At 70.2% G+C, this 22687-nt stretch carries 15 protein-coding genes; 4 read left to right on the top strand and 11 right to left on the bottom strand.

What is annotated here, in order from left to right; translation table 11 throughout:
• Window positions 1-60: 60 nt before the first annotated feature.
• The 9 genes from ACZ7NC_RS03715 to ACZ7NC_RS03675 form a co-directional block, all read right to left on the bottom strand.
• Window positions 61-912: a hypothetical protein gene (locus ACZ7NC_RS03715; RefSeq protein WP_471484590.1), complete on the bottom strand. Its 852-nt coding sequence runs from the start codon at window positions 910-912 to the stop codon at window positions 61-63.
• 5 nt (window positions 913-917) lie between these two features.
• Complete coding sequence (locus ACZ7NC_RS03710) at window positions 918-2591, bottom strand: PHP domain-containing protein (protein ID WP_471484588.1); 1674 nt, start codon at window positions 2589-2591, stop codon at window positions 918-920.
• Between the two features lie 18 nt (window positions 2592-2609).
• The gene (locus ACZ7NC_RS03705; protein WP_471484587.1) at window positions 2610-4439 is read right to left on the bottom strand and encodes a LamG-like jellyroll fold domain-containing protein; all 1830 of its coding nucleotides are present in this window, start codon (window positions 4437-4439) and stop codon (window positions 2610-2612) included.
• A 56-nt stretch (window positions 4440-4495) separates the two neighbouring features.
• A complete protein-coding gene (locus ACZ7NC_RS03700) occupies window positions 4496-7426 on the bottom strand; it encodes a glycoside hydrolase family 2 TIM barrel-domain containing protein (RefSeq protein ID WP_471484586.1) in 2931 nt (976 codons plus the stop codon).
• Entirely contained in the window at window positions 7423-8358 is a 936-nt protein-coding gene (locus ACZ7NC_RS03695) for an alkaline phosphatase family protein (RefSeq protein ID WP_471484584.1), read from the bottom strand. Before ACZ7NC_RS03695 ends, ACZ7NC_RS03700 begins: the two co-directional genes overlap by 4 nt.
• Before the next feature lie 28 nt (window positions 8359-8386).
• Window positions 8387-9256 (bottom strand): carbohydrate ABC transporter permease, encoded by an 870-nt coding sequence (locus ACZ7NC_RS03690; protein WP_471484583.1) that lies wholly within the window; start codon window positions 9254-9256, stop codon window positions 8387-8389.
• The gene (locus ACZ7NC_RS03685) at window positions 9253-10137 is read right to left on the bottom strand and encodes a carbohydrate ABC transporter permease (RefSeq protein WP_471484907.1); all 885 of its coding nucleotides are present in this window, start codon (window positions 10135-10137) and stop codon (window positions 9253-9255) included. The genes ACZ7NC_RS03690 and ACZ7NC_RS03685 overlap by 4 nt, the downstream gene beginning before the upstream one ends.
• Before the next feature lie 123 nt (window positions 10138-10260).
• The gene (locus ACZ7NC_RS03680; RefSeq protein ID WP_471484581.1) at window positions 10261-11541 is read right to left on the bottom strand and encodes an ABC transporter substrate-binding protein; all 1281 of its coding nucleotides are present in this window, start codon (window positions 11539-11541) and stop codon (window positions 10261-10263) included.
• A gap of 41 nt (window positions 11542-11582) precedes the next feature.
• Window positions 11583-12641, bottom strand: coding sequence for a carbohydrate kinase family protein (locus ACZ7NC_RS03675; protein ID WP_471484580.1), 1059 nt, complete (start codon window positions 12639-12641; stop codon window positions 11583-11585).
• Window positions 12642-12791: 150 nt separating this feature from the next.
• On the opposite strand from ACZ7NC_RS03675, the gene ACZ7NC_RS03670 reads away from it, so the two are divergent.
• The 4 genes from ACZ7NC_RS03670 (at window position 12792) to ACZ7NC_RS03655 (ending at window position 19322) form a co-directional block, all read left to right on the top strand.
• Window positions 12792-13556 (top strand): DeoR/GlpR family DNA-binding transcription regulator, encoded by a 765-nt coding sequence (locus tag ACZ7NC_RS03670; RefSeq protein WP_471484578.1) that lies wholly within the window; start codon window positions 12792-12794, stop codon window positions 13554-13556.
• Window positions 13553-14893 carry a 6-phospho-beta-glucosidase gene (locus ACZ7NC_RS03665; protein ID WP_471484576.1) on the top strand — a complete coding sequence of 447 codons (1341 nt, stop codon included), beginning with the start codon at window positions 13553-13555 and terminating at the stop codon, window positions 14891-14893. Before ACZ7NC_RS03670 ends, ACZ7NC_RS03665 begins: the two co-directional genes overlap by 4 nt.
• An 89-nt stretch (window positions 14894-14982) precedes the next feature.
• Window positions 14983-18030, top strand: a complete 3048-nt coding sequence (locus ACZ7NC_RS03660) for an alpha-mannosidase (protein WP_471484575.1) — start codon at window positions 14983-14985, stop codon at window positions 18028-18030.
• The gene (locus ACZ7NC_RS03655; protein WP_471484574.1) at window positions 18030-19322 is read left to right on the top strand and encodes an alpha-L-fucosidase; all 1293 of its coding nucleotides are present in this window, start codon (window positions 18030-18032) and stop codon (window positions 19320-19322) included. Before ACZ7NC_RS03660 ends, ACZ7NC_RS03655 begins: the two co-directional genes overlap by 1 nt.
• Window positions 19323-19484: 162 nt before the next feature.
• On the opposite strand, the gene ACZ7NC_RS03650 is transcribed toward ACZ7NC_RS03655, so the two are convergent.
• On the bottom strand, window positions 19485-21170 hold the full coding sequence (locus tag ACZ7NC_RS03650; RefSeq protein WP_471484573.1) for a carbohydrate binding domain-containing protein: 1686 nt from the start codon (window positions 21168-21170) through the stop codon (window positions 19485-19487).
• A gap of 150 nt (window positions 21171-21320) precedes the next feature.
• Window positions 21321-22454 (bottom strand): ATP-grasp domain-containing protein, encoded by a 1134-nt coding sequence (locus ACZ7NC_RS03645; protein WP_471484571.1) that lies wholly within the window; start codon window positions 22452-22454, stop codon window positions 21321-21323.
• Between the last annotated feature and the right edge of the window lie 233 nt (window positions 22455-22687).

Below are 22687 nucleotides of genomic sequence, written 5' to 3'. Positions count from 1 at the left end.
ACGGGCGGTGGCCGTGGCGACCACTCACGGGTCGTCACGGCCACCGGCGCTGCCCGTGGATCAGCCCGCGACCTGCCGATACGAATACACAGCCGTAGCGACCGCGCACACCCCGGGCGGAATCATCTCCGCCCGCAGCGTGCCGCTGTTCATGTCGTAGTCCACGCCCTCCGACTCGAACGTGCCCGTGCACACGCTGCGTTGGGGCAACGCGAACAGGCTCTTCACCGCGCCGGTGATCGGCCGGCCGTCCACCTTGCGGGGCAGGTCGACCTGGAGGAGCGGGCGGGTCTCGGGGAAGAGGGTGCCCGAGGCGTCGTTCGAGGCGCACAGCAGGCGGGTGTCCGTGACGAAGTCGCAGCCCTGGATGTCGCGTACGGGCTTGTCGAGGGTGATCTGCCAGGCCTCCTCGAGGTCCCCGCCCGTCGGAGGCGTGGCGGGGTTCAGCAGGGGAGCGGGGAAGACCTGGAGTCTTCGCTGTTCGCCCCACTCGCCCGACACCAACCACTGGCCGTCCGGCGAGATCGTGGCGAAGGAGTTGTTCAGTTTCTCGCCCGGGTTGAGCCGGTGGACGTACTCGTAGCGCTTCCCGGACGGGGTCGTCACCGCGAACATCTTGGACGTGGCCGTGTCCGGTCCCTGGTAGGCGTCGAAGGTGTGACCGCGGGCGATGTCGGGGTCGCCGACGTGGTTCCAGCCCTTGATCCGCAGGCCCAGCGGGATGTCGGCCATGCCCCGGTACAGCATTGAGCCGTCCGCCCGGGCGGCGAGCCCCTGCCCGCCGCCCAGGGTGTCGGTGTACGCCGTGCCGGTCTCCACCCAGTCCGGGTCACCGGCGGCCGACGCCGTGCCCGCGGCGGCCAGGGTGAAGGCGCCGAATAAGGCGGCCACGGCGGTCAGTTGACGCTTCATCAGGCTCAGGCTCCTGCCACGTCGACGAATACGGGGTTCGAATAGAACCACGTATCCGTCCACGGGTCACCGTTCCCGGGCGCGTGCGGGATCGGCCCGTGCGGGTCGACCGAGGCGCCGAGGTAGCCCGTGCCGTTGCGGTTGCCGTCGCTGCCGCGCAGGCGGACGTAGAAGGACTCGCTCCCGACGGTCAGCGGGATCCGCAGGGTGTACGTCCCCTCGCGGCCGGACACGTCCTTCGTCGCCACGACCCTGGTGTCGGGCGCCTGCCAGGAGTCCCGGTCCACCACCGGGCGGCGCACCGTACCCCGGATGACGTCGATGTGCGCCAACTCCGGGAGGATTCCCTGGGCGTTGGGGCGGGAGGCTGTCGTCACCGTGACGTACAGGGTGATCCGCTCTCCCTCGCGTACGCGCAGCCGGCCGCCCAGCGTGACGCCCCTGCCCTGGTCGCAGTCCCGCTTGACGCGTACGTCGAGGCCGTCCAGCAGATGGCCGTGGTCCAGCCAGACCCGGCCGGCGCGCAGGCCCGCCATCACCGCGCGGTAGCCGTAGCGGGTCACACCGACGTGGGTGCGGCTGAACTGACCGGGCCAGAAGTCGCTGCCGGGCTGCGGGGTGTCGGTGTTCACCGGGTCGGGCAGCTTGCCGGTGTTGTCGAAGTTCTGGCCGGCCGGCCAGTCGCCGTTCTTCCAGGTGTCGAAGACGACGCGGTGGGCGTCGGAGTTGGTGGTGATCGAGAACAGCCTGCCCTCGGCCAGCATCGAGTCCCACAGACCGCCGACCGTCGCGGTCGCCCAGTCGAAGCCGCCGTACGTCAGATACCCCTCCGCCGGGTAGCCCGGCCAGGACTGCGCCGACGGCTTGTTCTCGTACTCGCCGCGCATCGAGGTCGCACCGCGCCAGCCCGGGATGGCCGCGCCCTGGGCGCCGGGCGCGCCCTCCATGCCGATCATGATCTCGGGGGCCGCGTCCCGCCAGTTGCGCATCTCGTGCGGGGAGTCGATGCCCAGGCGCAGCGGGTGGTTGGCGAGGACGAGGACGTCGTCGACGTAGCCCGCACGGCGCTGCTCGGCCAGCCACTTGATGGCCTTGACCGCGTGGGCCTCGTTGCGGGCCGTGTCCGCGGCCCCCGGGGCTCCTTCGGTGTAGCGGAGCAGCTTGCCGTCGTAGGCGCTCTCGAACCGGGTGAGCAGGTCCACCTCGTGGCGGCCGGGCGCCGCGAAGACCGTGCAGTGCTCGGCGGCCGGGATGTACCACTCCAGGCCCTGGAAGATGAGCTGGCGCGGGTTCTCGGCGCGGGCCCTGAGGATCTCCTGGTGCTCCAGCGAGGCACCGTACTCGGCGTGCCCGAAGTTGGAGTGCTCGGTGAACACCATCCAGTCCAGGCCGTACTTGGCGCCCGCGGCGGCGAGTTGGGAGAACGTGTACTTGGCGTCGTGGCTGTAGACGGTGTGGATGTGGTGGTCGCCGACGAGGTAGGCGAGGCGGGGGTCGTCGCCGCCCGGACGCCGCTCGGCGGCGGAGGCCGCCGTGGGCACGGCCGCGCCGCCGAGCGCGAAGGCGGCGCCGAACAGGCCCGCGCGGCGCAGGAGTCCGCGTCTGGAGACGCCCTGCGGGTCCAGGTCGGCGGGGGAGACGGACGGATCGGCCCAGGTGGGCAGCTGCTGCTCGGTCATGGTCATCCTCGGCAGGGGTCAGTGAGTCATGAAGGACGTGACGGGCAGCGCCCGTTCGACGACACGGACGTCGCCGAGGCGGCCGTACAGGATCTGGTCGATCCGGCCGCCGTACTCGTAACCGCCGAGCAGCCACGGCAGGCCGACCGAAGTGAGGCCGATCGCGGTGGCGTGCGGGTTGCGGGCCACCGGGCAGCCCTGGACGTACATCGTGGTGTGCCGGCCGTCGTTGACGACGGCGATGTGCCACCAGGTCTCCCGCGCGGTCTCGTCGCCCCAGTTGGTGGCGATCCCCTGCTGGTTGAGCGGCCGGACCGCCCACTGCGGACCGGGACCGTCGGAGAGGGACAGCGTGGCGAGCGGCTCGTCGGGGTCGCCCTCGGTCTTGCCGGCGGCGCCGCCCGTGCCCGTACGGCTGACCAGACCGGCCCAGGCGTTGTGCGAGGCGTCCCAGTCGGCGGGGAGCCGGTAGAAGGCCTCGATGGTGTAGCCGTCCCTGAAGGTGGCCGCGTTGAGCGGAGCGCCGTCGACCGTGCGCAGATACGCGCCCCGCAGCGGGGACTTGAAGCCCTGGAACTCCAGGCTGCCGTGTCCGGGCTGGTCGGGGTGGTGGTCGTCGGACCAGCCGAGCTTGCCGCCCCCCACGGAGACCACGGTGAGGTCGTTGCCGCGGCCGGACAGGTCGCGGACGGTGCCGGAGACGGGGGAGTCGAAGCGCCAGTAGGCGGCCGTGCCCCGGATCAGCATGTTCGACGCGGGGCGCGCGGGGCGGGGCGGCACCGGGGCGAAGCCGGAGAAGCGGTCCGCGAAGTCGATGTCGACCGAGAACCGGTCGGCGTCGCCGCTGAGCTCGATCTCCTCCCGCTCCAGCTCGTTCAGGCCCTTCGCGGCGCGGCCCAGGATCCACGGGGAGACCGTCTCGACGTCGATGACGTCACGGTCGAGGTCGAAGTGGTAGAGGCGGATCATCGCCGCGCCGCCGAAGTAGCGGTTCTGGTAGTTCGTCAGGTGCAGATGGACATCGTTGCCCGCCGCGTTCTGGCGGACGGCGCGGCCCGCGGGCCAGTAGTGGCCGTTGAGGGTGAGGAAGATCTGGTCGTGGTCCTTGATCAGCTGATCCCACAGCTGCTGACCGTAGGACGACAACGTGTCGTCGTCGACGACGAGTTCGTGCGTGGTGAGGATGACGGGAGTCTTCGGGTGCTGGGCGAGGACGTCCTTCGCCCAGGCGTAGCCCTTCGCCGACAGCCGCCAGTCCAGCGCGAGCACCATCCACTCACGGCCGGCCGCCCTGAACAGGTGGTAGGTGTTGTAGCCGTCCGAAGAGGCACCGCCGAAGGTGGACTTGCCCTGGAAGCGCCGCGGTCCGAACGTGTCCAGATACGGCGTCGAGCCGCGCTGGTCGTCGGTGGACGACTTCACGTCGTGGTTGCCGGCCAGGACGCTGTAGCCGACGCCGCGCCGGTCGAGCAGCTCGAACGCCTTGCCGATGGCGGCGCATTCCTCCTTCGCGCCGTTCTCGGTGAGGTCGCCGAGGTGGGAGAGAAAGACGATGTTCTCGTCCCGGCCGTGCTCCAGCAGGTAGCGCAGGGACGCCTCGATGGGCGCGGGGTTGATGCTCGGCCCGTCGAAGAGGTACTGGGTATCGGGCATCACGGCCAGCGTGAAGCGGCGGCTTTCGGCATCGGGACGCCAGCCGGCCGTCGCCGTGGACGCCTCGGCCACACTCGGCAGGGCGACCCCCGCGGTGGCCACGGCGCCGAGCAGCGCCGTGGCGCGCAGGAATCCGCGTCTTCCGGCACCGGCCTGCGCGGCCTCGCCCTGTTCCTGGTCATGCGAAATACACACGTGTGCTCCGTAAGGAAGATCCGTGAGAAAAGGTGACGCTGAAGGGCGTGGGGGGTTCAGAGAACGCGCAGGGTCCAGCTCCAGCGATGGATGCCCGGTGCGACGAGATAGGAGGGTGAGGTGTCGGGCCCGCAGGAGGCGGTGCCCAGGCCTCGGTGCGCGGCGTCGATGTGCACCACGCAGCCGGGCCGCGGGACCAGCTCGTCGTGGTGGTCGGTGGCGGCGAGGTCCTCTGCCCGGTAACGGGTCACCGAGACCTGACGGGGCTCGTCCAGGGCGACGGAGAGCCCGGTGGCGTCCGGCGCAGACAGTGTGAACCGCCGTACGCCGTGCCGGCCGCCGCTCTCCTGCGGCCGTAGATAAGGGGTGTACAACTCGTCGACGGGAACGGAGTGTTGGCCGACGGGCGCGCCCGCGCTGCGGTCGGGATACGACTCCCACGGCCCCTGCCCGAACCAGTCCAGCAGGTCCAGCCCCGCGACCGTCTCGAAGACCGTGCCGACCCGCGCCACGTCGTCGAACGCCGCCGGCAGCTCGGCCTCTTCGTCGACCCGGATCCCGCCCTCGACGGCGGTGAGCACCTGCCGGTGCCGGACGACACCGGTCGTGCCCGCGTACTCGGCCTCCAGCGTCACCTGCCCGGAGTCCTGCCGTACCGACACGACCTTGCGCACCAGCGCGTCGAGCCCCCAGCTCCGCCAGCGCCGCGCCATGCCGCCGAGTTCGTCGTTGTCGGTGGGCGCCCGCCACAGCGAGAGCGTGGGGGCGGCCGTCAGCAGCGGGTGGACGAGGAGACCCTCGCCGTCCACCTCGACCTGCCGGTCCACCGGAGCGTCCTGAACGGGGGCGGGCCCGCGCAGCCTGATCTGCGGCACGCACACCTCGGTGCCGCGCGGCGCCCACGGCTGGTCCTCGGCCACCGTCACCCGCAGCGTCAGCCAGGCCTCGCCGCCGTCCTGCGGCACCGCGAAGGGCAGCGGTACGGCGGCCGTCTCGCCGGGGCACAGGCTCGGCAGCTCGGCCGGCCCGGTCAGTGTCGTGCCGTCGGCGAGGTCCAGTCGCCACTCGCCGGTCAGCCAGTCCAGGCCGCGGAAGTGCTGGTGGTTGCCGAGCACGATGCCCTCGTGCCGGTAGCACTCGATGCGCACGGGCGCCGCGATCTCCCGGTGCTCGTACATCGCGGGCTTGGGCGTACGGTCCGGAAACACCACGCCGTCCGCGATGAACGCGCCGTCGTGGAGGGCCTCGCCGAAATCACCGCCGTACGCCCAGCGGTACCCGGGCGCGGCGACACCGTTGTCGAAGAGGCCGGCGCCCGCGCGCCCGGCAGGTCTGCCATCGCTCACGCGTTGCAGGATTCCGTGGTCCCAGAACTCCCAGATGAAGCCGCCCTGAAGACCCGGGGTGGACTCGATGGCAGCCCAGTGGTCGGCCAGCGTGCCGTTGCTGTTGCCCATGGCGTGCGAGTACTCGCACTGGATGAGCGGCCTGGTCTGCTCGCCGGAGAGCGCGTGGGCGACGCAGTCCTCGATGGGCGCGTACATGGGGCAGGCGATGTCGGAGGCGTCGTCCGTCGCCGCCCAGTCGAGCTTGGCCGCCCCCTCGTACTGGATCGGCCGCGTCGGGTCGTGCCGGCGCACCCAGCCGGCCGCCGCGTCGTGGTTGGCGCCGTAGTCGGACTCGTTGCCCAGCGACCAGATGATGACCGACGGATGGTTCTTGTCGCGCAGCACCATGCGCGAGACGCGGTCCACGAAGGCGTTCAGGTAGCGGGGGTCGTCGGCGATCTCATGGGCGTGGTCGTGGGACTCGATGTCCGCCTCGTCGACGACGTAGAAGCCGAGCTCGTCGGCGAGGTCGTACAGCGCCGGGTCGCCGGGGTAGTGGGAGGTGCGGATCGCGTTGAAGCCGAAGCGCTTGAGCAGGACGAGATCGGCGCGCATGTCGTCGTACGACACCGTCCGGCCGGTCAGCGGGTGGAAGTCATGCCGGTTGACGCCCCGGATGAACACCCGCTCCCCGTTGACGAGCAGGTCCCGGCCGACGATCTCGACATCCCGGAAGCCGATCCGGTGGCGGGAGGTGTCGGCGACCGTGCCGTCGGCGCGGTGCAGGTGGACCGCCAGGTCGTAGAGCTCGGGCGTCTCGGCGTTCCAGGTGCGCACCTCGGGGACGGTGGCCAGCAGCCGGGCCTCGCCGAGGAAGTCGGAGACGCGCTCGTCCTCGGCGTTGGCACGGTCGAACTCCGCGTCCTGCGCGAGCGGCTGACCGTCCAGCTCGCCGGTGAGGTACCACCCCTCGGCCAGCGCACCGCCCGCGTCCCGCACCCGGCAGTCGACCCGCAGCGCACCGCTGTACCGGGCCCGCACGCTCACGTCCGCGAGATGCAGCGGATCCGTCGCGTACAGCAGCACCGAGCGGGTGATCCCGCCGTGCCACCACTGGTCCTGGTCCTCGATGTGCGAGGCGTCGGACCACTTCACCACGCTCAGCCGTACGGTGGCCCGCCCGCCCGGGCGTACCAGTCCCGTCAGGTCGAACTCGGCGGCCAGGTGGGAGTCCTTGGAGATGCCCACCGGCCGCCCGTCCACATGCACCAGCAGCACGCTCTCCGCGGCCCCGATCTGGAGCACGATCCGGCGTCCGGCCCACTCGGCGGGGACGTCCACCTCACGCTCGTACACCCCCGTCGGGTCGGCGGCGGGGGAGTGCGGCGGGAACTCGGGGAACGGCATCCGGACGTTGGTGTACTGCGGCAGGTCGTCCGTGCCCTGCATGGTCCAGACGCCGGGGACCCGCGACGACGACCAGGCACCGCCGACCGGCGCGTCCGGAACCGGCAGCAACTGGAAGCGCCAGTCGCCGTCGAGGGGGAGTGCTCCGGCGCGCCGGTCGACGGCGTTCATGGGCAGTCGCCCCCAGGAGGTCACCTCGGGTGCCTCCCAGGGGCGCAGGGCGATCAGGGGATTGAGGGATGCGTCGGTCATGACCATTCCGAAGTCGGTGCGGTGGGCCGGGGCAGGGCGCGGCCTTGCAGGCCCCAGGCAGGGTCGACGGGGATGCCGAGACGGTCCAGCACGGTGGGGGCGATGTCGATGAGGCGAGGCGTGTCGAGCCGGGTGCCGTCGGGCACGCCGGGCTCGGCAAGGATGACGAAGACCTCCCGCTCGGCAGGCGTGTCGCCGCCGTGGCCGCCGGTGTCGAGGTGACCGTGGTCCGTGGTGACCAGCACGGTCCAGTGCTCGTCGGCGCGCCCGGGGTCCGAACGCCGGGCGTCGATCGCCTCCAGCAGCCGCCCGAGGTGGGTGTCCTGGGCACGCAGAGCGTCGTCGTAGGCGGGGCTGAGGGGGCCCGTGGCATGGCCGGCCTCGTCGGTGGCACCGAAGTACACGAACACGATGTCCGGGTCGCCCTTGGTGAGCCAGCGTGCGGCGGTGCGGGCGACGCGGCGGTCCGCGGTCTCGTAGCCGCAGGACTCGCCGTTGTAGCGCACACGCCGGCCGATGGCGCGGCCGAGGGTGCCGCGGCGGACCAGTGCCGGCCAGGACACCGCGGCCGCGGTGCGCAGGCCGGGCCGGGCGGCGCGGGCTCGGCTGAGGAAGTCGGGATAGCGGGTGTAGTCGGCGCCGGTGAAGTCGTTGCCGGTCACCCCGTGCCGGTCGGGCCACACCCCGGTCAGCACGCTCGACCAGCCGGGTCCGGAGTCGGTGTAGGCCATGCTGGTGGACGGCCCGTCGTCGGCCTGGCCGTCCACCTCGCCGTAGGGCAGCAGGCTGGTGCCGTGGGCGCCCGCGGCCATCAGGCCGTGCAGTACGGGTGCCGTGGACGGCGAGCCGATCAGCCGGTCGAAGCGCAGCCCGTCCATCCCCACCACGAGCACCTTGCCGCGCCCTGGCCGTCCACCGCCGGCTGCGTCCACCCCTGTGAACCTCTCTCTCGACACCGGTTCAGCTGCCCTGTACGGCACCTTCGGTGGCGCCCGCGATGAACCCGCGCGCGAAGATCGTGAAGACCACGACCAGCGGGAGGGCCGCCATGAGCACACCGGCCATGACCATGCTGTAGTCGGTGTTGTGGCCGACGTTGAGCTGGGCGAGCTCCACCTGGAGCGTGACGTGGTCGGGGTTGGTGAGCACGATGAGCGGCCAGACGTAGTCGTTCCAGGCGCCGACGAAGGCGTAGATGGCGAGGAAGGACAACGCGGGCCTGATCATCGGCAGCGCGATGTTCCAGTACTGACGGAAGAACCCGGCGCCGTCGATGCGCGCCGCGTCGAGCAGTTCGTCGGGCACGCCGTTCTCGATGTACTGGCGCAGCCAGAAGATGCCGAAGGCGTTGGAGAGGGCGGGCCAGATCAGCGCCTTGAGCATGCCGACCCAGCCGATCTCGGACATCAGGATGAACTGCGGCAGCACGGCCAGCTGGAGCGGCAGCATCATGAACACCAGCAGCGTGCCGAAGAGCACCTTGCGCCCGGGGAAGTCGAACTTGGCGAAGGCGAAGGCCGCCAGGGAGTCGATGAACAGCACCAGAACCGTGGTGACGGACGCGACGACGACCGTGTTGAGCATCGACCCGAAGAAGTCGATGGTGTCCAGCACATGCCGGATGTTCTCCAGCAGATGCGAGCCGAAGGTCAGCTTCGGCGGGCTCTTGTAGATGTCACGGGTGGTGTTGGTCGCCATCACGATCGTCCACACGAACGGGAAGACCGAGATCAGGACGGCCAGGGCGAGCAGGATGTGCGCGGTCAGGCCCTTGGGGCGGCGCGGCCGCCTCGTGCCCGTGGGCGGCCGTGTCGTGGCGGCTGTCGTCATGACTTCCTCCCTCGTTGCACGATGCGCCAGTTGATGACGACGAGCACGATGATCAGTACGAAGAAGGCCCACACGATGGCCGCGCCGTAGCCGTAGTCGTTGTTGAGGAAGGCCGACTGGTAGAAGTACAGCAGCGTGGTCAGGCCCGCCTGGCCCGGGCCGCCGAGGTTCTGGTTGGCGGCGTTGCTGGCGAAGAGCACCTGGGGTTCGCTGAAGCTCTGCAGACCGTTGATGGTCGAGATGACGACGGTGAACAGGATGATCGGCCGCATGATCGGGACGGTGATCTGGAAGAAGGTGCGGACGGGGCCGGCGCCGTCCATCTTGGCCGCCTCGTAGATCGAGTTGGGGATGGCCTGGAGGCCGGCCAGATAGATGATCATGTTGTAGCCGGTCCACATCCAGGTCATCAACGCCGCGATGACCACTTTGATCAGCCACGGATTGCTCAGCCACGGGACGGGCGAGATGCCGACCGTGCCCAGGATCGCGTTGACGAGACCGAAGTTGTTGCTGAACACCGCGCCGAAGAAGATCGCCACGGCGACGATCGAGGTGACGTTCGGTACGTACAGGGCGATGCGGTAGAAGCCCTTGAAGCGGCGCACCGAGTGCAGCAGCGTCGCCAGCACCAGGGCGCCGAACAGCGTGGGAACGGTGGACAGGACCCAGATCACCAGGGTGTTGCGGATGGACAGCCAGAAGACCGGGTCGCTCCAGAGGAACTCGAACTGCTGCAGGCCCACGAACTGCTTGGTGCCCAGGCCGTCATAGCGCTGGAAGGCCAGATACAGCGAATAGAAGACGGGGACGAAGGAGAAGGCGGCGAAGATCAGGTAGAAGGGCGAGATCGCCAGGTACTGCCGCCAGTACGACAGCACCCCGCGACGCCTGGGCCGAACGGTGCCCGCGGGCGGGGTGCGCCGCGGGCGGAACCGGGCCGGGCCCGGCCCGCCGCGGTGCCCCGGCACCGCGGCGGAGCGGGTGACCGGAGGTGACGACACTCAGCTCACCCCCTGCCGCCGGGCGATCTGCTTGGCCTGGCTGACCGCGTCCTTCCAGGCGTCGTCGGACTTCTTGCCCTTGGCCTCGATGTTGGTCAACTCGGTGAAGTAGGGGGCCATGACCGCGGCGTCGGCGGGTGCCTCGTAGGCCGCCGGGATGACCTCGGCGGCCGGACCGAAGACCTCGATGATCTTCTGTCCGCCGAAGAAGGCGTCGGGGCCCGTCATGGCCGGCGTGGAGTACGCGGCCGGGGAGGCGGGGAAGATGGCGGCGTCGGTGAAGCCGCGGGCGTTGTTGGTCGGGCTGAGGATCCAGCTGATGATCTTGAACGCCTCTTCGGGGTTCCGGCACTGCTGGGGCAGGGCCAGATAGGAGCCGCCCTGGTTGGCCGGTCCGCTGGGTGTCGCGCAGACCCGCCACTTGCCCTTGGTGCCCGGGGCCGCCGACTCGATGTCCAACGCGTGCCAGGCGGCGCCGAGTTCGGTGGTCAGGTTCTTGCCGATGGCGGCGTTCCAGGTCTGGTCGTTGATCCTCGCGTCGAGGCCGAGCGTGTACGGGCGGATCGCCGTGGTCCACGCTGCGCGTATGTGGTCCTGGTCGCCGATGAAGTGGTTGTCCTTGTCGATGAACCGCTGGGTGCCCTGGCCGACCGCGATGTTGAACACCGAGCCGATGTTGTTGACCAGGAAGGTGCCGGGCTGCGCCTTCTTCAGCTCGGAGCCGAGCGCGAAGTAGTCGTCCCAGGTCTTGGCCTCGGCTGCGACCTTGGCGGGGTCGGTGGGCAGCCCGGCCTTGTCGAACAGGTCCGCGCGGTAGAAGAGCGCGGTGGGACCGATGTCGATCGGGAACCCGATCTGCTTGCCGTCCTCGGTCTGGGCGAGCTTGGTCTTCCACCCCAGGTACTGGGAGGAGATCTTCTTGAAGCCCAGGTCGTTCAGGTCGAGGAAGCGGTCGGCGTTGGGCAGGAAGGAGGCGATGTCCTCGCCCTTGATGCCGGTGATGTCGGGCACGGAGGAGCCGCCCGCGGCTAGGGTGGTGGTGAGCTTCTGCTTGAAGTCGCCGCCGATGGAGGCGGTGGTCAGCTTGATCCCGCTGCTGAAGTGGCTCTTGGCTTCGGCGACCACCTTGTCGCTGAGGGCGCCACCCCAGTACCACAGCGTGAGGTTCTTGCCGTTCTTGGTGGCGCCGGATCCCGAGCCGCCGCCGCAGGCGACGGTCAGGCCGGAGGCGGCCGCGGTGAGCGCGGCGGCCTGGAGGAAGCCTCTACGAGAAAGGTCCACGGGTCACTCCTGTTGTTCCTGTTCGACGTGCCGAGGGGATTTCAGGGGCAGTGCAGCCGTTCGCAGGCGCTTGGGCCCACGGGCGTGGGACTGGCCGGCGGGGTGACGGGGGCGTGGTGTACGGGCGGGCCGACGTCGGCGGGGATGCGGTGCGCGAGGAATCCGTACGCGCGCCGCAGTTCGGGATCCTCCACCGACCGCCACCAGCGGTCGACGCCGTACCAGCCGGGGGCGGCGAGGGCTCCGCCGTGGTGCCGGACCGACAGCCCGGCGGCCAGTACGGCGAACCTCAGCCGTTCCTCCAGTGGCCAGCCGTCGAGCGAGGCCGCGACGAAGCTCGCCCCGAAGACGTCCCCGGCGCCCGTCGCGTCGAGGACGTCGACGTCCAGGGCGGGCACGTCCGCGTACTCGCCGGTCGTCTGGTCGACGGCGACAGCGCCGTCGCCGCCGCGTGTGACCACGGCCACCGGCACCAGCTCGCTGAGCGTGCCGAGGGCCGCGACCGCGCTGTCGGTGCGGGTGTAGGCCATGGCCTCGGTCTCGTTGGGGAGGAAGGCATGGCACAGGGCGAGCTGGTCGAGCAGGTCCGTCGACCACTGCTGGGTGGGGTCCCAGCCGACGTCGGCGTAGATGTGGGTGCCGTTCGCGGCGGCCTTGGCCAGCCACTCGCGGGGTTCGGCCTCGATGTGTACGAGGGCGGTGCGCGCCTCGGGCGGGTCGCCCATCAGCGCGTCCTGCGAGTACGGGGGTTCCTGGCCGTGGGTGACGAGCGCCCGGTCGTGGCCGTAGGCGAGGGAGACGGTGACGGGGGTGGGCCAGCCGTCCGCGGTGCGGGAGAGCGAGAGGTCGATGTCCTCCTGGTCGCACAGGATGTCCCGGCAGCACTCGCCGTAGAGGTCGTCGCCGAACACCGTGGCCAGCGAGGTCTTCAGACCGAAGCGGGCGGCGGCCACCGCCAGGTTGGCGATGCCGCCGGGGCCGCAGCCCATGCCGCCGGTCCAGATCTCCTCGCCCGGTGTCGGCGGCTTTCCGAGCCCCGTGAGAACGAGGTCGTAGAAGAGCAGCCCGGTCAGCAGCACATCGGGCCGGTCGTCGTCCACGGAAGCGTCCTCTCGTTCGGGACCCGCTCGGAGAGCTCGTCAAAACTCTTCATTTCGTGACCGGAATCGTGCGCCGCTCCGGGAGATTGGTCAATACCCGAGCAGAAATAAGCATGGCGATGATTGAAGATGACGAGTAGTGTTCACGCCGTGCTGGCAGAACGACGACATCAACTCATCCTGCGGGCCCTTCGCGCCGGTGGCCCCGCGGCCGTGACCGATCTCTCCGAGCAGCTGGGTGTGAGCCCGGCCACGATCAGGCGTGACCTGCTCAAACTCGAGGACGACGGCCTGCTCACGCGGGTGCACGGCGGCGCGGTCGTGGAGGAGGGCGACCAGCCCTTCGCCGAGGTCGCCGAGGTGCGCGTGGCCGAGAAGGACGCCATAGCCGCGCACGCCGCCGCGATGATCGAAGATGGTCAGTCGGTGCTGCTCGACATCGGCACCACCGCCTTCCGGCTGGCCCGCCAGCTGCACGGCCGCCGGCTCACCGTGATCACCAGCAACCTGGTGGTCTACGAGGAACTCGCCGACGACGAGGGCATCGAGCTGGTGCTGCTCGGCGGCATGGTCCGCCGTGAGTACCGCTCACTGGTCGGCTTCCTCACCGAGGACAATCTGCGCCAGCTGCACGCCGACTGGCTGTTCCTGGGCACCAGCGGGGTCCGCCCCGGCGGGCATGTGATGGACACGACGGTCGTCGAGGTGCCGGTCAAGCGAGCCATGATCAAGGCGAGCGGCAAGGTCGTCCTGCTCGCCGACGCGGCGAAGTTCCCCGGGCACGGGATGGCGAAGGTGTGCGGTCCCGAGGACCTGGACGTGGTGGTGACGAACGCGCCGGTCGACACGGCGACGCGGACCTCCTTGCAGGAGGCGGGCGTCGAGGTCGTCGTGGCGGGAAGGGTGCAGACGTGAGGCTGACGATTCTGGGCGGCGGAGGATTCCGTGTGCCGCTCGTGTACGGGGCGCTCCTGGCCGACCGCGCCGAGGGCCGGGTCACCCACGTCGTGCTGCACGACCTGGACGCCGGCCGTCTGAACGCCGTGACCCGTGTGCTCGCCGAGCAGGCGGCCGGCGTGCCCGACGCACCCGAGGTGACCGCCACCACCGACCTCGACGAGGCACTGCGGGGCGCCGACTTCGTCTTCTCGGCGATCCGCGTCGGCGGCCTCGAAGGCCGGGCGAACGACGAGCGGGTCGCGCTCGCCGAGGGCGTCCTCGGCCAGGAGACGGTCGGCGCGGGCGGCATCGCCTACGGCCTGCGCACGGTCCCGGTCGCCGTCGACATCGCCCGGCGGGTGGCCCGCCTCGCGCCGGACGCCTGGGTCATCAACTTCACCAACCCCGCCGGACTGGTCACCGAGGCCATGTCCCGCCACCTCGGCGACCGCGTGATCGGCATCTGCGACTCACCGGTCGGCCTCGGCCGCCGTATCGCCCGCGTGCTCGGCGTCAAGAACCCCGGTGAGGCGTGGATCGACTACGTCGGCCTCAACCACCTCGGCTGGGTGCGCGGCCTGCGCGTCGCCGGCCGGGACGAACTCCCGCGCCTGCTCGCCGACCCCGACCTCCTCGGCTCCTTCGAGGAGGGCAAGCTCTTCGGCGTCGACTGGCTGCAGTCGCTCGGCGCCATCCCCAACGAGTATCTGCACTACTACTACTTCAACCGCGAGGCCGTCCGCGCCTACCAGGAGGCCGACAAGACCCGCGGCGCCTTCCTGCGCGACCAGCAGGCCGGTTTCTACGAGCGGGTGCGCGACCCGGAGGCATCCGCCCTGGAGATCTGGGACCGCACCCGCGCCGAGCGCGAGGCCACCTACATGTCCGAGAACCGGGAGACCGCCGGTGCCGGTGAGCGCGACGCGGACGACCTCTCGGGCGGCTACGAGAAGGTGGCGCTCGCGCTGATGCGGGCCATCGCCCGTGACGAGCGCACGACCCTGATCCTGAACGTGCGCAACCAGAACACCCTCTCCGTGCTCGACTCCGAGGCCGTCATCGAGGTGCCCTGCCTGGTCGACGCCAACGGCGCCCACCCGGTCGCCGTCGCCCCGCTGCCCGACCACGCCACCGGCCTCGTCTGCTCGGTGAAGGCGGTCGAACGGGAGGTGCTGGCGGCCGCCGAGTCCGGTGCGCGCATGACGGCGGTGAAGGCATTCGCGCTGCACCCGCTGGTCGACTCGGTGGGCGTCGCCCGCAGGCTGGTCGAGGGCTACACCGGGGTGCATCCCGGCCTCGCGTACCTTAAGTAGCGCCCGCCTCGGAAAGCGCTTCCAACGCTTCCGTCCCCCCGATGTCCCCTCGCTTCCCATCTCCGTTCTCTCCCTCCCTGGAGATCCTGATGCACGACGAACGCCGCCGGATCGAGGAACGCGTCCAGCGCGTCCACAACCAGCGCATCAAGCCCGCGATCTACTCGGCCACCGTCCCCTTCGAGGTAGAGGCGTGGCAGGCGCCGGGTGAGCCGGTCTCCTTCGAGGAGGCCGCGGCCGCCCGGTACGAGCCCTTCGCGATGGACACCCCGTGGGGCCCGCCCTGGGGCACCACCTGGTTCCGGATGCGCGGCCGGGTGCCCGCCGAGTGGGCCGGACGACGGGTCGAGGCGGTCATCGACCTCGGCTTCGTGGGGGACTGGCCCGGCAACCAGGCCGAGGCCCTGGTGCATCTGCCCGACGGCCGCCCCTTGAAGGCCGTCAACCCGCTCAACCAGTACGTGCCGATCGGCAACCCGGTCTCCGGCGGCGAGGAGATCGACTACCTCGTCGAGGCCGCCTCCAACCCCGACATCCTGGCGAACGACTTCGCGGCCCCGACCCCGCTCGGCGACGTCCTGACGGCCGGCGACAAGCCCCTCTACACCTTCCAGCGCGCCGACATCGCCGTCCTGGACGAGGAGGTCTGGCACCTCGACCTGGACCTGCAGGTGCTGAGCGAGCTCATGGTCCACCTCGGCGAGCACGAGCCCCGCCGGCACGAGATCATGCACGCCCTCGACCGGGCCATGGACGTCCTCGACCTGGACGACATCTCCGGCAGCGCGACGGCCGTACGAGAGGTGCTCGCGCCCGTCCTCGCCCGCCCCGCGCACGCCAGCGCGCACACCATCTCCGGAGTCGGCCATGCCCACATCGACTCCGCCTGGCTGTGGCCCATCCGCGAGACCAAGCGCAAGACGTCCCGGACCTTCTCCAACGTCACGTCGCTGGCCGACGAGTACGACGACTTCATCTTCGCCTGCTCACAGGCCCAGCAGTACGAGTGGGTGCGCGACAACTACCCGCATGTGTGGGCCCGGATCCAGGAGTCGGTGAAGAAGGGCCAGTGGGCGCCGGTAGGCGGCATGTGGGTCGAGGCCGACGGCAACCTGCCCGGCGGCGAGGCCATCGCCCGCCAGCTGATCCACGGCAAGCGGTTCTTCATCGAGCACTTCGGCGTCGAGACCAAGGGCGTCTGGCTGCCGGACTCCTTCGGCTACACGGCCGCCTATCCGCAGCTCGCCAAGCTCGCCGGCAACGAGTGGTTCCTGACCCAGAAGATCTCCTGGAACCAGACCAACAAGTTCCCCCACCACACCTTCTGGTGGGAAGGCATCGACGGCACCCGCATCTTCACCCACTTCCCGCCGGTCGACACCTACAACGCCCGCTTCAGCGGCGAGGAGATGGACCGCGCGGTCCGCAACTACCAGGAGAAGGGCGCCGGTACGCGCTCCCTCGCGCCCTTCGGCTGGGGCGACGGCGGTGGCGGCCCCACCCGCGAGATCATGGAGCGGGCGCGCCGGCTCGCCGACCTGGAGGGCTCGCCCAAGGTCGTGGTGGAGCACCCGGACGAGTTCTTCGCCAAGGCCCGCGCGGAGTACGAGGACGCCCCGGTCTGGAACGGCGAGCTCTACCTGGAGCTGCACCGCGCCACCTACACCTCGCAGGCCCGCACCAAGCAGGGCAACCGCCGCAGCGAACACAAGCTGCGCGAGGCCGAGTTGTGGGCGACGACCGCCGCGCTGCACGCGCCGGGCTACGGCTACCCGTACGAGAAGCTGGACCGGCTCTGGAAGACGGTCCTGCTGCACCAGTTCCACGACATCCTGCCGGGCTCCTCGATCGCCTGGGTGCACCGCGAGGCGGAGGCCGAATACGCGCGCGTGGCCGAGGAGTTGGAGGCGCTGACGGCCGAGGCGGTCGCGGCGCTGGGCGGGGGAGAGGCCCGGGTCTTCAACACGAGCCCGTACGAGCGCACCGAGGTGATCCGCACGGCCGAGGGCGCACCGGCCTACGTCACGGTGCCCGCGAGCGGCAGCGCGCCCCTCGCTCCCGCCGTGCCCGAGCAGCCGGTGTCCGTCTCCGGCCGTGTCCTCGACAACGGGCTGGTCCGCGTCGAGGTCGCCGAGGACGGCACCCTGTCCTCCGTGTTCGACCTCCGGGCGAACCGCGAAGTCCTCGCCGAGCAGGGCAATCTGCTGCGCCTGCACACCGACCTGCCCAACTACTGGGACGCCTGGGACATCGACAAGCACTACAAGAACCGCTACAAGGACCTGCTGGAGACGGAGTCGGTGACCGTCGTCGAGGAGGACCCGCTCATCGGCGCGATCCGGGTCTCCCGCGTCTTCGGCAAGGGATCGAGGCTCACCCAGACGATCACCCTGCGCGCCGGCAGCCCCCGGATCGACTTCGAGACCGAGATCGACTGGCACGAGGCCGAGAAGATCCTCAAGGCTGGCTTCCCGGTGGACGTCCGCGCGGCGCACTCCTCCGCCGAGATCCAGTTCGGCCACATCCAGCGCCCCACCCACACCAACACCACCTGGGAAGCGGCCCGTTTCGAGGTCCCAGGACACCGCTGGGTGCACATCGCCGAGCCCGGCTACGGCGTCGCCGTCATCAACGACTCGACGTACGGCCACGACGTGACCCGCACGGTCCGCGAGGACGGCGGTACGACGACCAGGGTCAGCCTCAGCCTGGTCCGCGCCCCGCGCGTCCCGGACCCCGAGGCCGACCAGGGCATGCACCGCTTCACCTACTCCCTGCTGCCCGGCGCGAGCATCGAGGACGCCGTCGCCGAGGGGTACTCCCTCAACCTCCCGCTGCGGGTGGCCGACGCGGCGGGCGCGCCCGAGCCGGTCGTCTCCGTCGACGGCGACGGCGTGACCGTCGAAGCCGTCAAGCTGGCCGACGACCAGTCCGGCGACGTCGTGGTACGGCTCTACGAGTCGCGGGGCGGCCGCGCCCAGGGCGTGCTGCGCATCGGGTTCCCGCTGGCCGGCGCGCAGATCACCGACCTGCTGGAGCGCCCGCTGGAGGAGGCCACGATCGACGGCGGGGTCGCGGTCTCGCTGCGCCCCTTCCAGGTACTGACCCTGCGCCTGCGGCGTGCCGAGGTGAACTGATGGCCATGCAGCCCTGGTTCACCGACGCCAAGCTCGGGATCTTCGTCCACTGGGGCATCTACGCCGTCGACGGCGTCCAGGAGTCCTGGTCGTTCTACGACGACATCGTCCCGTACGACCGGTACATGTCCCAGTTCGACCGCTTCACGGCCTCCCGCTACGACCCGCGCGACTGGGCGAAGCTCTTCGCGCGGGCCGGCGCCAGGTACGCCGTCCTGACCAGCCGCCATCACGACGGCGTCGCCCTGTGGGACACCGCGTACGGCGACCTGAACGTGGGCCGTGACCCGATAGCGGGTTACGCCGACGCCCTGCGCGAGCAGGGGCTCAAGGTCGGTCTCTACTACTCGCACTCGGACTGGAGCCACCCCGACTACGCCTCCACCCGCAAGCCCGGCCGCCCCCCGGAGCTGGAGGACAACCGTTACTCGGAGGTCGCTGCCGAGTTCGAGGACCTGGCGGCCTGGGACCGCTTCCTCGCCTACCGGGACGGCCAGATCCGTGAACTCACCTCCCGCTACAAGCCGGACCTGATGTGGTTCGACGGCGAGTGGGACCGAAGCGAGGAGCAGTGGCGGATCCCCGAGCTGGCCGCGCTGATCCGCTCCGAGGTGCCGGACGTCGTCTTCAACGCCAGGATGCTCAGCGAGGGCGACTACGCCACTCCGGAACAGGGCGCCCCGGTCGTCCCGCCCGAGGGCCCCTGGGAGCTGTGCCTGACCATCAACGACTCCTGGGGTCACCAGCACCACGACCACAACCACAAGTCGGTCGACCAGCTGATCCGCTACTTCACGGAGACGATCGGCGGCGGAGGCAACCTGCTGCTGAGCGTCGGGCCACGCGAGGACGGCACGATCCCGGCCGAACAGACCGAGCGCCTGGAGGGGCTGGGCGACTGGATCGCCAAGCACGCGGAGGCGGTGTACGGCACCGTGCGCGGCCTCCCGGCCGGCCACCACTACGGCCCGAGCACCCTCTCCAAGGACCGCCGCACCCTCTACCTGGTCCTCTTCGACGCCCCGCGCGCCGAGATCAACGTACGTGGACTGCTCGGCTCGGTACGCCGGGTCACCGTACTCGGCAGCGGCACCGAACTGGCCCACCGGATCACCGGTGGCCTGCACGAGACACCCGGGGTGCTCTGGATCGAACCCCCCACCGGGGCGGACCTCGACCCGCACGCCACCGTGCTCGCGGTCGAGTTGGACGGGGAGCTGGAGCTGTACCGAGGAGCGGGCCGCTTCTGTCCCCGCGACGCGCCTCGGGCCGGTCGGCCGCCGCCCCCGTGACAGCTGCCGACCGGCCCGAATCCCCCGTGATTCCCCCGTGGTGGCGCGTTCCCCCGTGGTTCCCCCGTGGTGGCGCGTTCCCCCGTGGTTCCCCCGTTGCCTTTCACTCTTATGAGCACGCTGTCCGCGCCCTGATACACCCCTCCGGAGAAGAGTTCTGCCTCAGCCGGTGAACCCGGCCGTGATGGAGGTGAACTGCCAGTTGTTCTGGCTGATCCCGGAGCAGTTGCTCGTCACGCCGCCCCCGGGGCACGGCCGGTCACGGTTGACCGACCAGAAGGCGAGGCGGGCGATGTGGTGGGAGTTCGCCCAGTCGCGGATCTGGGTCCAGATCGCGGGCGAGGTGAGCTCCTGCTGGTCGGACAGGCCGTTCATGCCGGAGATGCCGATGTGGGCATAGGCGGTGGCGTCGTCCCAGCCGAAGGTGGACTTCAGCTTGGTCTTCAGTCCTTCCGTCGCGTTCACGGTGTTGCCGTACATGTCGGCGCCGCCGCCGAAGTCGAACGGCATGATCGTGAAGACGTCGATGCCGGCGTTCAGCGCCCTGGCCTGCTCGATGAGCCGGTTGCCCCAGTACGTCGGCCCGGTCGTCGAGGTCCCGAAGGTGAGGATGGTCCGCAGCCCCGGGTTGTTCGCCTTGACGATCTTCAGGGCGTTCAGGATGCGGTCCTGCACGGTCGCGTTCTCGAATTCGTCGGTGTTCTCGATGTCGACGTCGATCGCCTTCAGCCCGTAGGCGTCGATCACCCTCTGATACGCACCCGCCAGCGCCTCCGGCGACGAGCAGTTCGGCCCGAGCTTGTTGCCGCTCCAGCCGCCGATCGACGGCACGATGTCACCGCCCGCGGAGCGGATGGAGTTGATGACGCTCTGGTCGTTGCCGCCGGTCAGCGGACGCTGTCCGTCCCAGGCCGGGTTGCAGCCGCCGGAGGACAGGATGAACGCCATCGTGTACCACTTGACGCCGGTCGCGCTCATCACCGAGGTCGCGCTGGGCGGATCGCCCCAGCCGAGGTACAGGTAGGGTGCGGCCTGCTTGAAGCCGGTACCGCCACCGCCGCCTGTGTCCGTGGTGACGGCGACGGCGTTGGAGGCCGGCGAGGTGTTCCCGGCCCCGTCCCGTGCCTTCACCGTGAAGGTGTACGAGGTGCTCGCCGCCAGCCCGCTCACCGTGGCGCTCGTACCGGAGACGCTCAGCACCTGGTTCGATCCGCTGTAGATGTCGTACGCGGTGACCCCGACGTTGTCCGTCGAGGCGTTCCACGCGAGCGACACGCTGGACGAGGTCTTGCCGGTGGAGCGCAGGCTGCCCGGAGCGGTGGGCGCCTGGCTGTCCGAGCCGCCGCCACCGGGACCGTCGAGACTGATGTCGTCGGCGTAGTAGGTGCCCTGGGCGTACCAGCCGTGCACATAGACGGTCGCGCTGGTCTGGGCGGCACCGGTCGTGAAGGACAGGGACAGTTGGCTGTACGCCGATGGCGACGACGTCCATGTGGAGGCACCGCCGTCCACCCCGAGGTAGACGTAGGACCCGCGCACCCAGCCGCTCAGGGTGTACGCGGTGTTGGGCCGCACGGAGACGGTCTGGCCGCACTTGGCGTTGTCACTTGAACCCACCGCCCCCGCAAGGGCCTTGGACCCTGTATGCACGGGCGAGGAGACGACCGAGCCGAGGTTGCCGGTGCAGGACCACGGGGACAGGCCGCCTGACTCGAAGCCGGGGTTGGTCAGGACGTTGGCCGCGTGGGCCGTACCGGGAAGGGCGACGGCTGCGGTCACGGCGAGAGCGGCGGAGCCGAGCAGGGCGAGGAGTCGACGTCTGAGACGTCTGAGAGGTTGGTTGCGCACGTGATCTCCCTGGGAAAAGTGGGGTGTTCGGGAGTGCACAGGTGCTGAGAGGTGCGCAGACCAAGTTGGTATGGACCAATCCCGCTGTCAAGCTCTGACGCCGAGATTGGTCCAGACCGGAAGTCGTCGGCATGATCCAAACGACAGGTTCTAGAGCGGCAGGGCCTGAGCCGCCCCGCTTCCTACCGAGTCGACCGAGACCGGTGCGGGCAGCGCCGGCAGCAACGGCTCCGTCTCCTCCGCCCGCTGCTGCGGAATGGACACGGGCCGCAGCGGCCGGGGTCCCGAAACGACCGTGTAGTCCTGCCCCAGGAACGGCGGAACCACCTCGCCCGGGTCCTCCCCGAGCGCCAACTGCACAGCCAACCAAGGCACGTTGACCCCGCACAGCGACAGCTGGTGCAAGCCGCCGGCCGGCCGGGTGTTGACGTCCATCAGCACCGGCGTCTCCCCGAACATCCGGAACTGGATGTTGGACAGGTAGTGCAGCCCGAACCCCTCCGCGATCAGCCGCGCAGGCTCCAGCCACTGCTCCTGCAGAGTGAACCCGCGACGCCGGCCGTTCTTGATCCGACCGATCGCCAGCCGCACCCGGTTGTCCGGACCGGTGAGGCAGTCCACCGAGACCTCCGGCTGCTCCAGCCGCGGCATGACCAGCCAGTCCACCGGCTCGTCGGTCCGCCGCAACGCGTCCAGCACCAGATCCAGCTGTACATACGGCGTCGGGAAGCCGCTGAGGTGCAGAAGCGAGAAGGGGGCGCGGGTGATGACCCGGAAGCCCACTCCGCCCGCACCGGACGCCGGCTTGAAGCAGGCCTTGTGACCCGCCGCCTCCAACTCCTCGACGGCGGCGAGGAGTTCGTCGGCGTTGCGCACCCGCCACCACGGCGGCACCGGCACCCCGACCGCCTGCACGGCCTCGTAGGCGATCACCTTGTCGTGGAAGACCGCCACGGCCTCCGGCGGCGGCGCCAGCAGCGCCGTACCCACCGCCTCGAAGTCCGCGCGGTGCGCCACGATCGCCGACTGGTGCAGCCGGGGCACGAACACATCGATGCCGCGGCGCCGGCACTGGGCGAGGGCGTACTCCACATACCCGGCCGGGGACAGGCCCTCCGGCTCCAGCTCGGCGGTGTCGGCGGCGGCCAGCACGGGCGAGTCGGCGTCCCCGTGCGTCGCATGGATCTCCACGGCCCGATCGCTGGGATTTCGTCGCAGCTGATCCATGAAGAACACATTCTCCGCGTACGTGCGGTTGAGCCAGACGCGTACGCGAGAGACCATGCAGGGCCGTCCTTTCGGGTTCGCGGGCAGGGCGAAGCAGGCCCGTGCCCGGGCAGGGTGAATGGAGGGACACCAAATCGCCCCTTGCGAAGGGACGTTCCAAGCGGTGGTGTTGGGGCGATCATACGGGTCTCGAGGGGTGCCGCGTGCAACGTACGTGTTACGGAATTGCGGATCCTTCCTGACCGTCTCTGATCCCCTCGAAACTCCCCGCCCGGCGACGACGTGATCCG

This window comes from Streptomyces sp. NPDC111802, assembly GCF_055634335.1.
The sequence above is the reverse complement of the archived record's forward strand: the minus strand, read 5'-3'. Positions and strand labels throughout refer to the sequence as shown.

What these genes read in the sequence shown, in the direction of transcription:
- ACZ7NC_RS03710 (WP_471484588.1), bottom strand. Translation starts at nt 2,591, where the DNA reads ATGACCGAGCAGCAGCTGCCCACCTGGGCCGATCCGTCCGTCTCCCCC.
- ACZ7NC_RS03715 (WP_471484590.1), bottom strand. Translation starts at nt 912, where the DNA reads ATGAAGCGTCAACTGACCGCCGTGGCCGCCTTATTCGGCGCCTTCACC.
- ACZ7NC_RS03660 (WP_471484575.1), top strand. Translation starts at nt 14,983, where the DNA reads ATGCACGACGAACGCCGCCGGATCGAGGAACGCGTCCAGCGCGTCCAC.
- ACZ7NC_RS03690 (WP_471484583.1), bottom strand. Translation starts at nt 9,256, where the DNA reads ATGACGACAGCCGCCACGACACGGCCGCCCACGGGCACGAGGCGGCCG.
- ACZ7NC_RS03655 (WP_471484574.1), top strand. Translation starts at nt 18,030, where the DNA reads ATGGCCATGCAGCCCTGGTTCACCGACGCCAAGCTCGGGATCTTCGTC.
- ACZ7NC_RS03700 (WP_471484586.1), bottom strand. Translation starts at nt 7,426, where the DNA reads ATGACCGACGCATCCCTCAATCCCCTGATCGCCCTGCGCCCCTGGGAG.
- ACZ7NC_RS03645 (WP_471484571.1), bottom strand. Translation starts at nt 22,454, where the DNA reads ATGGTCTCTCGCGTACGCGTCTGGCTCAACCGCACGTACGCGGAGAAT.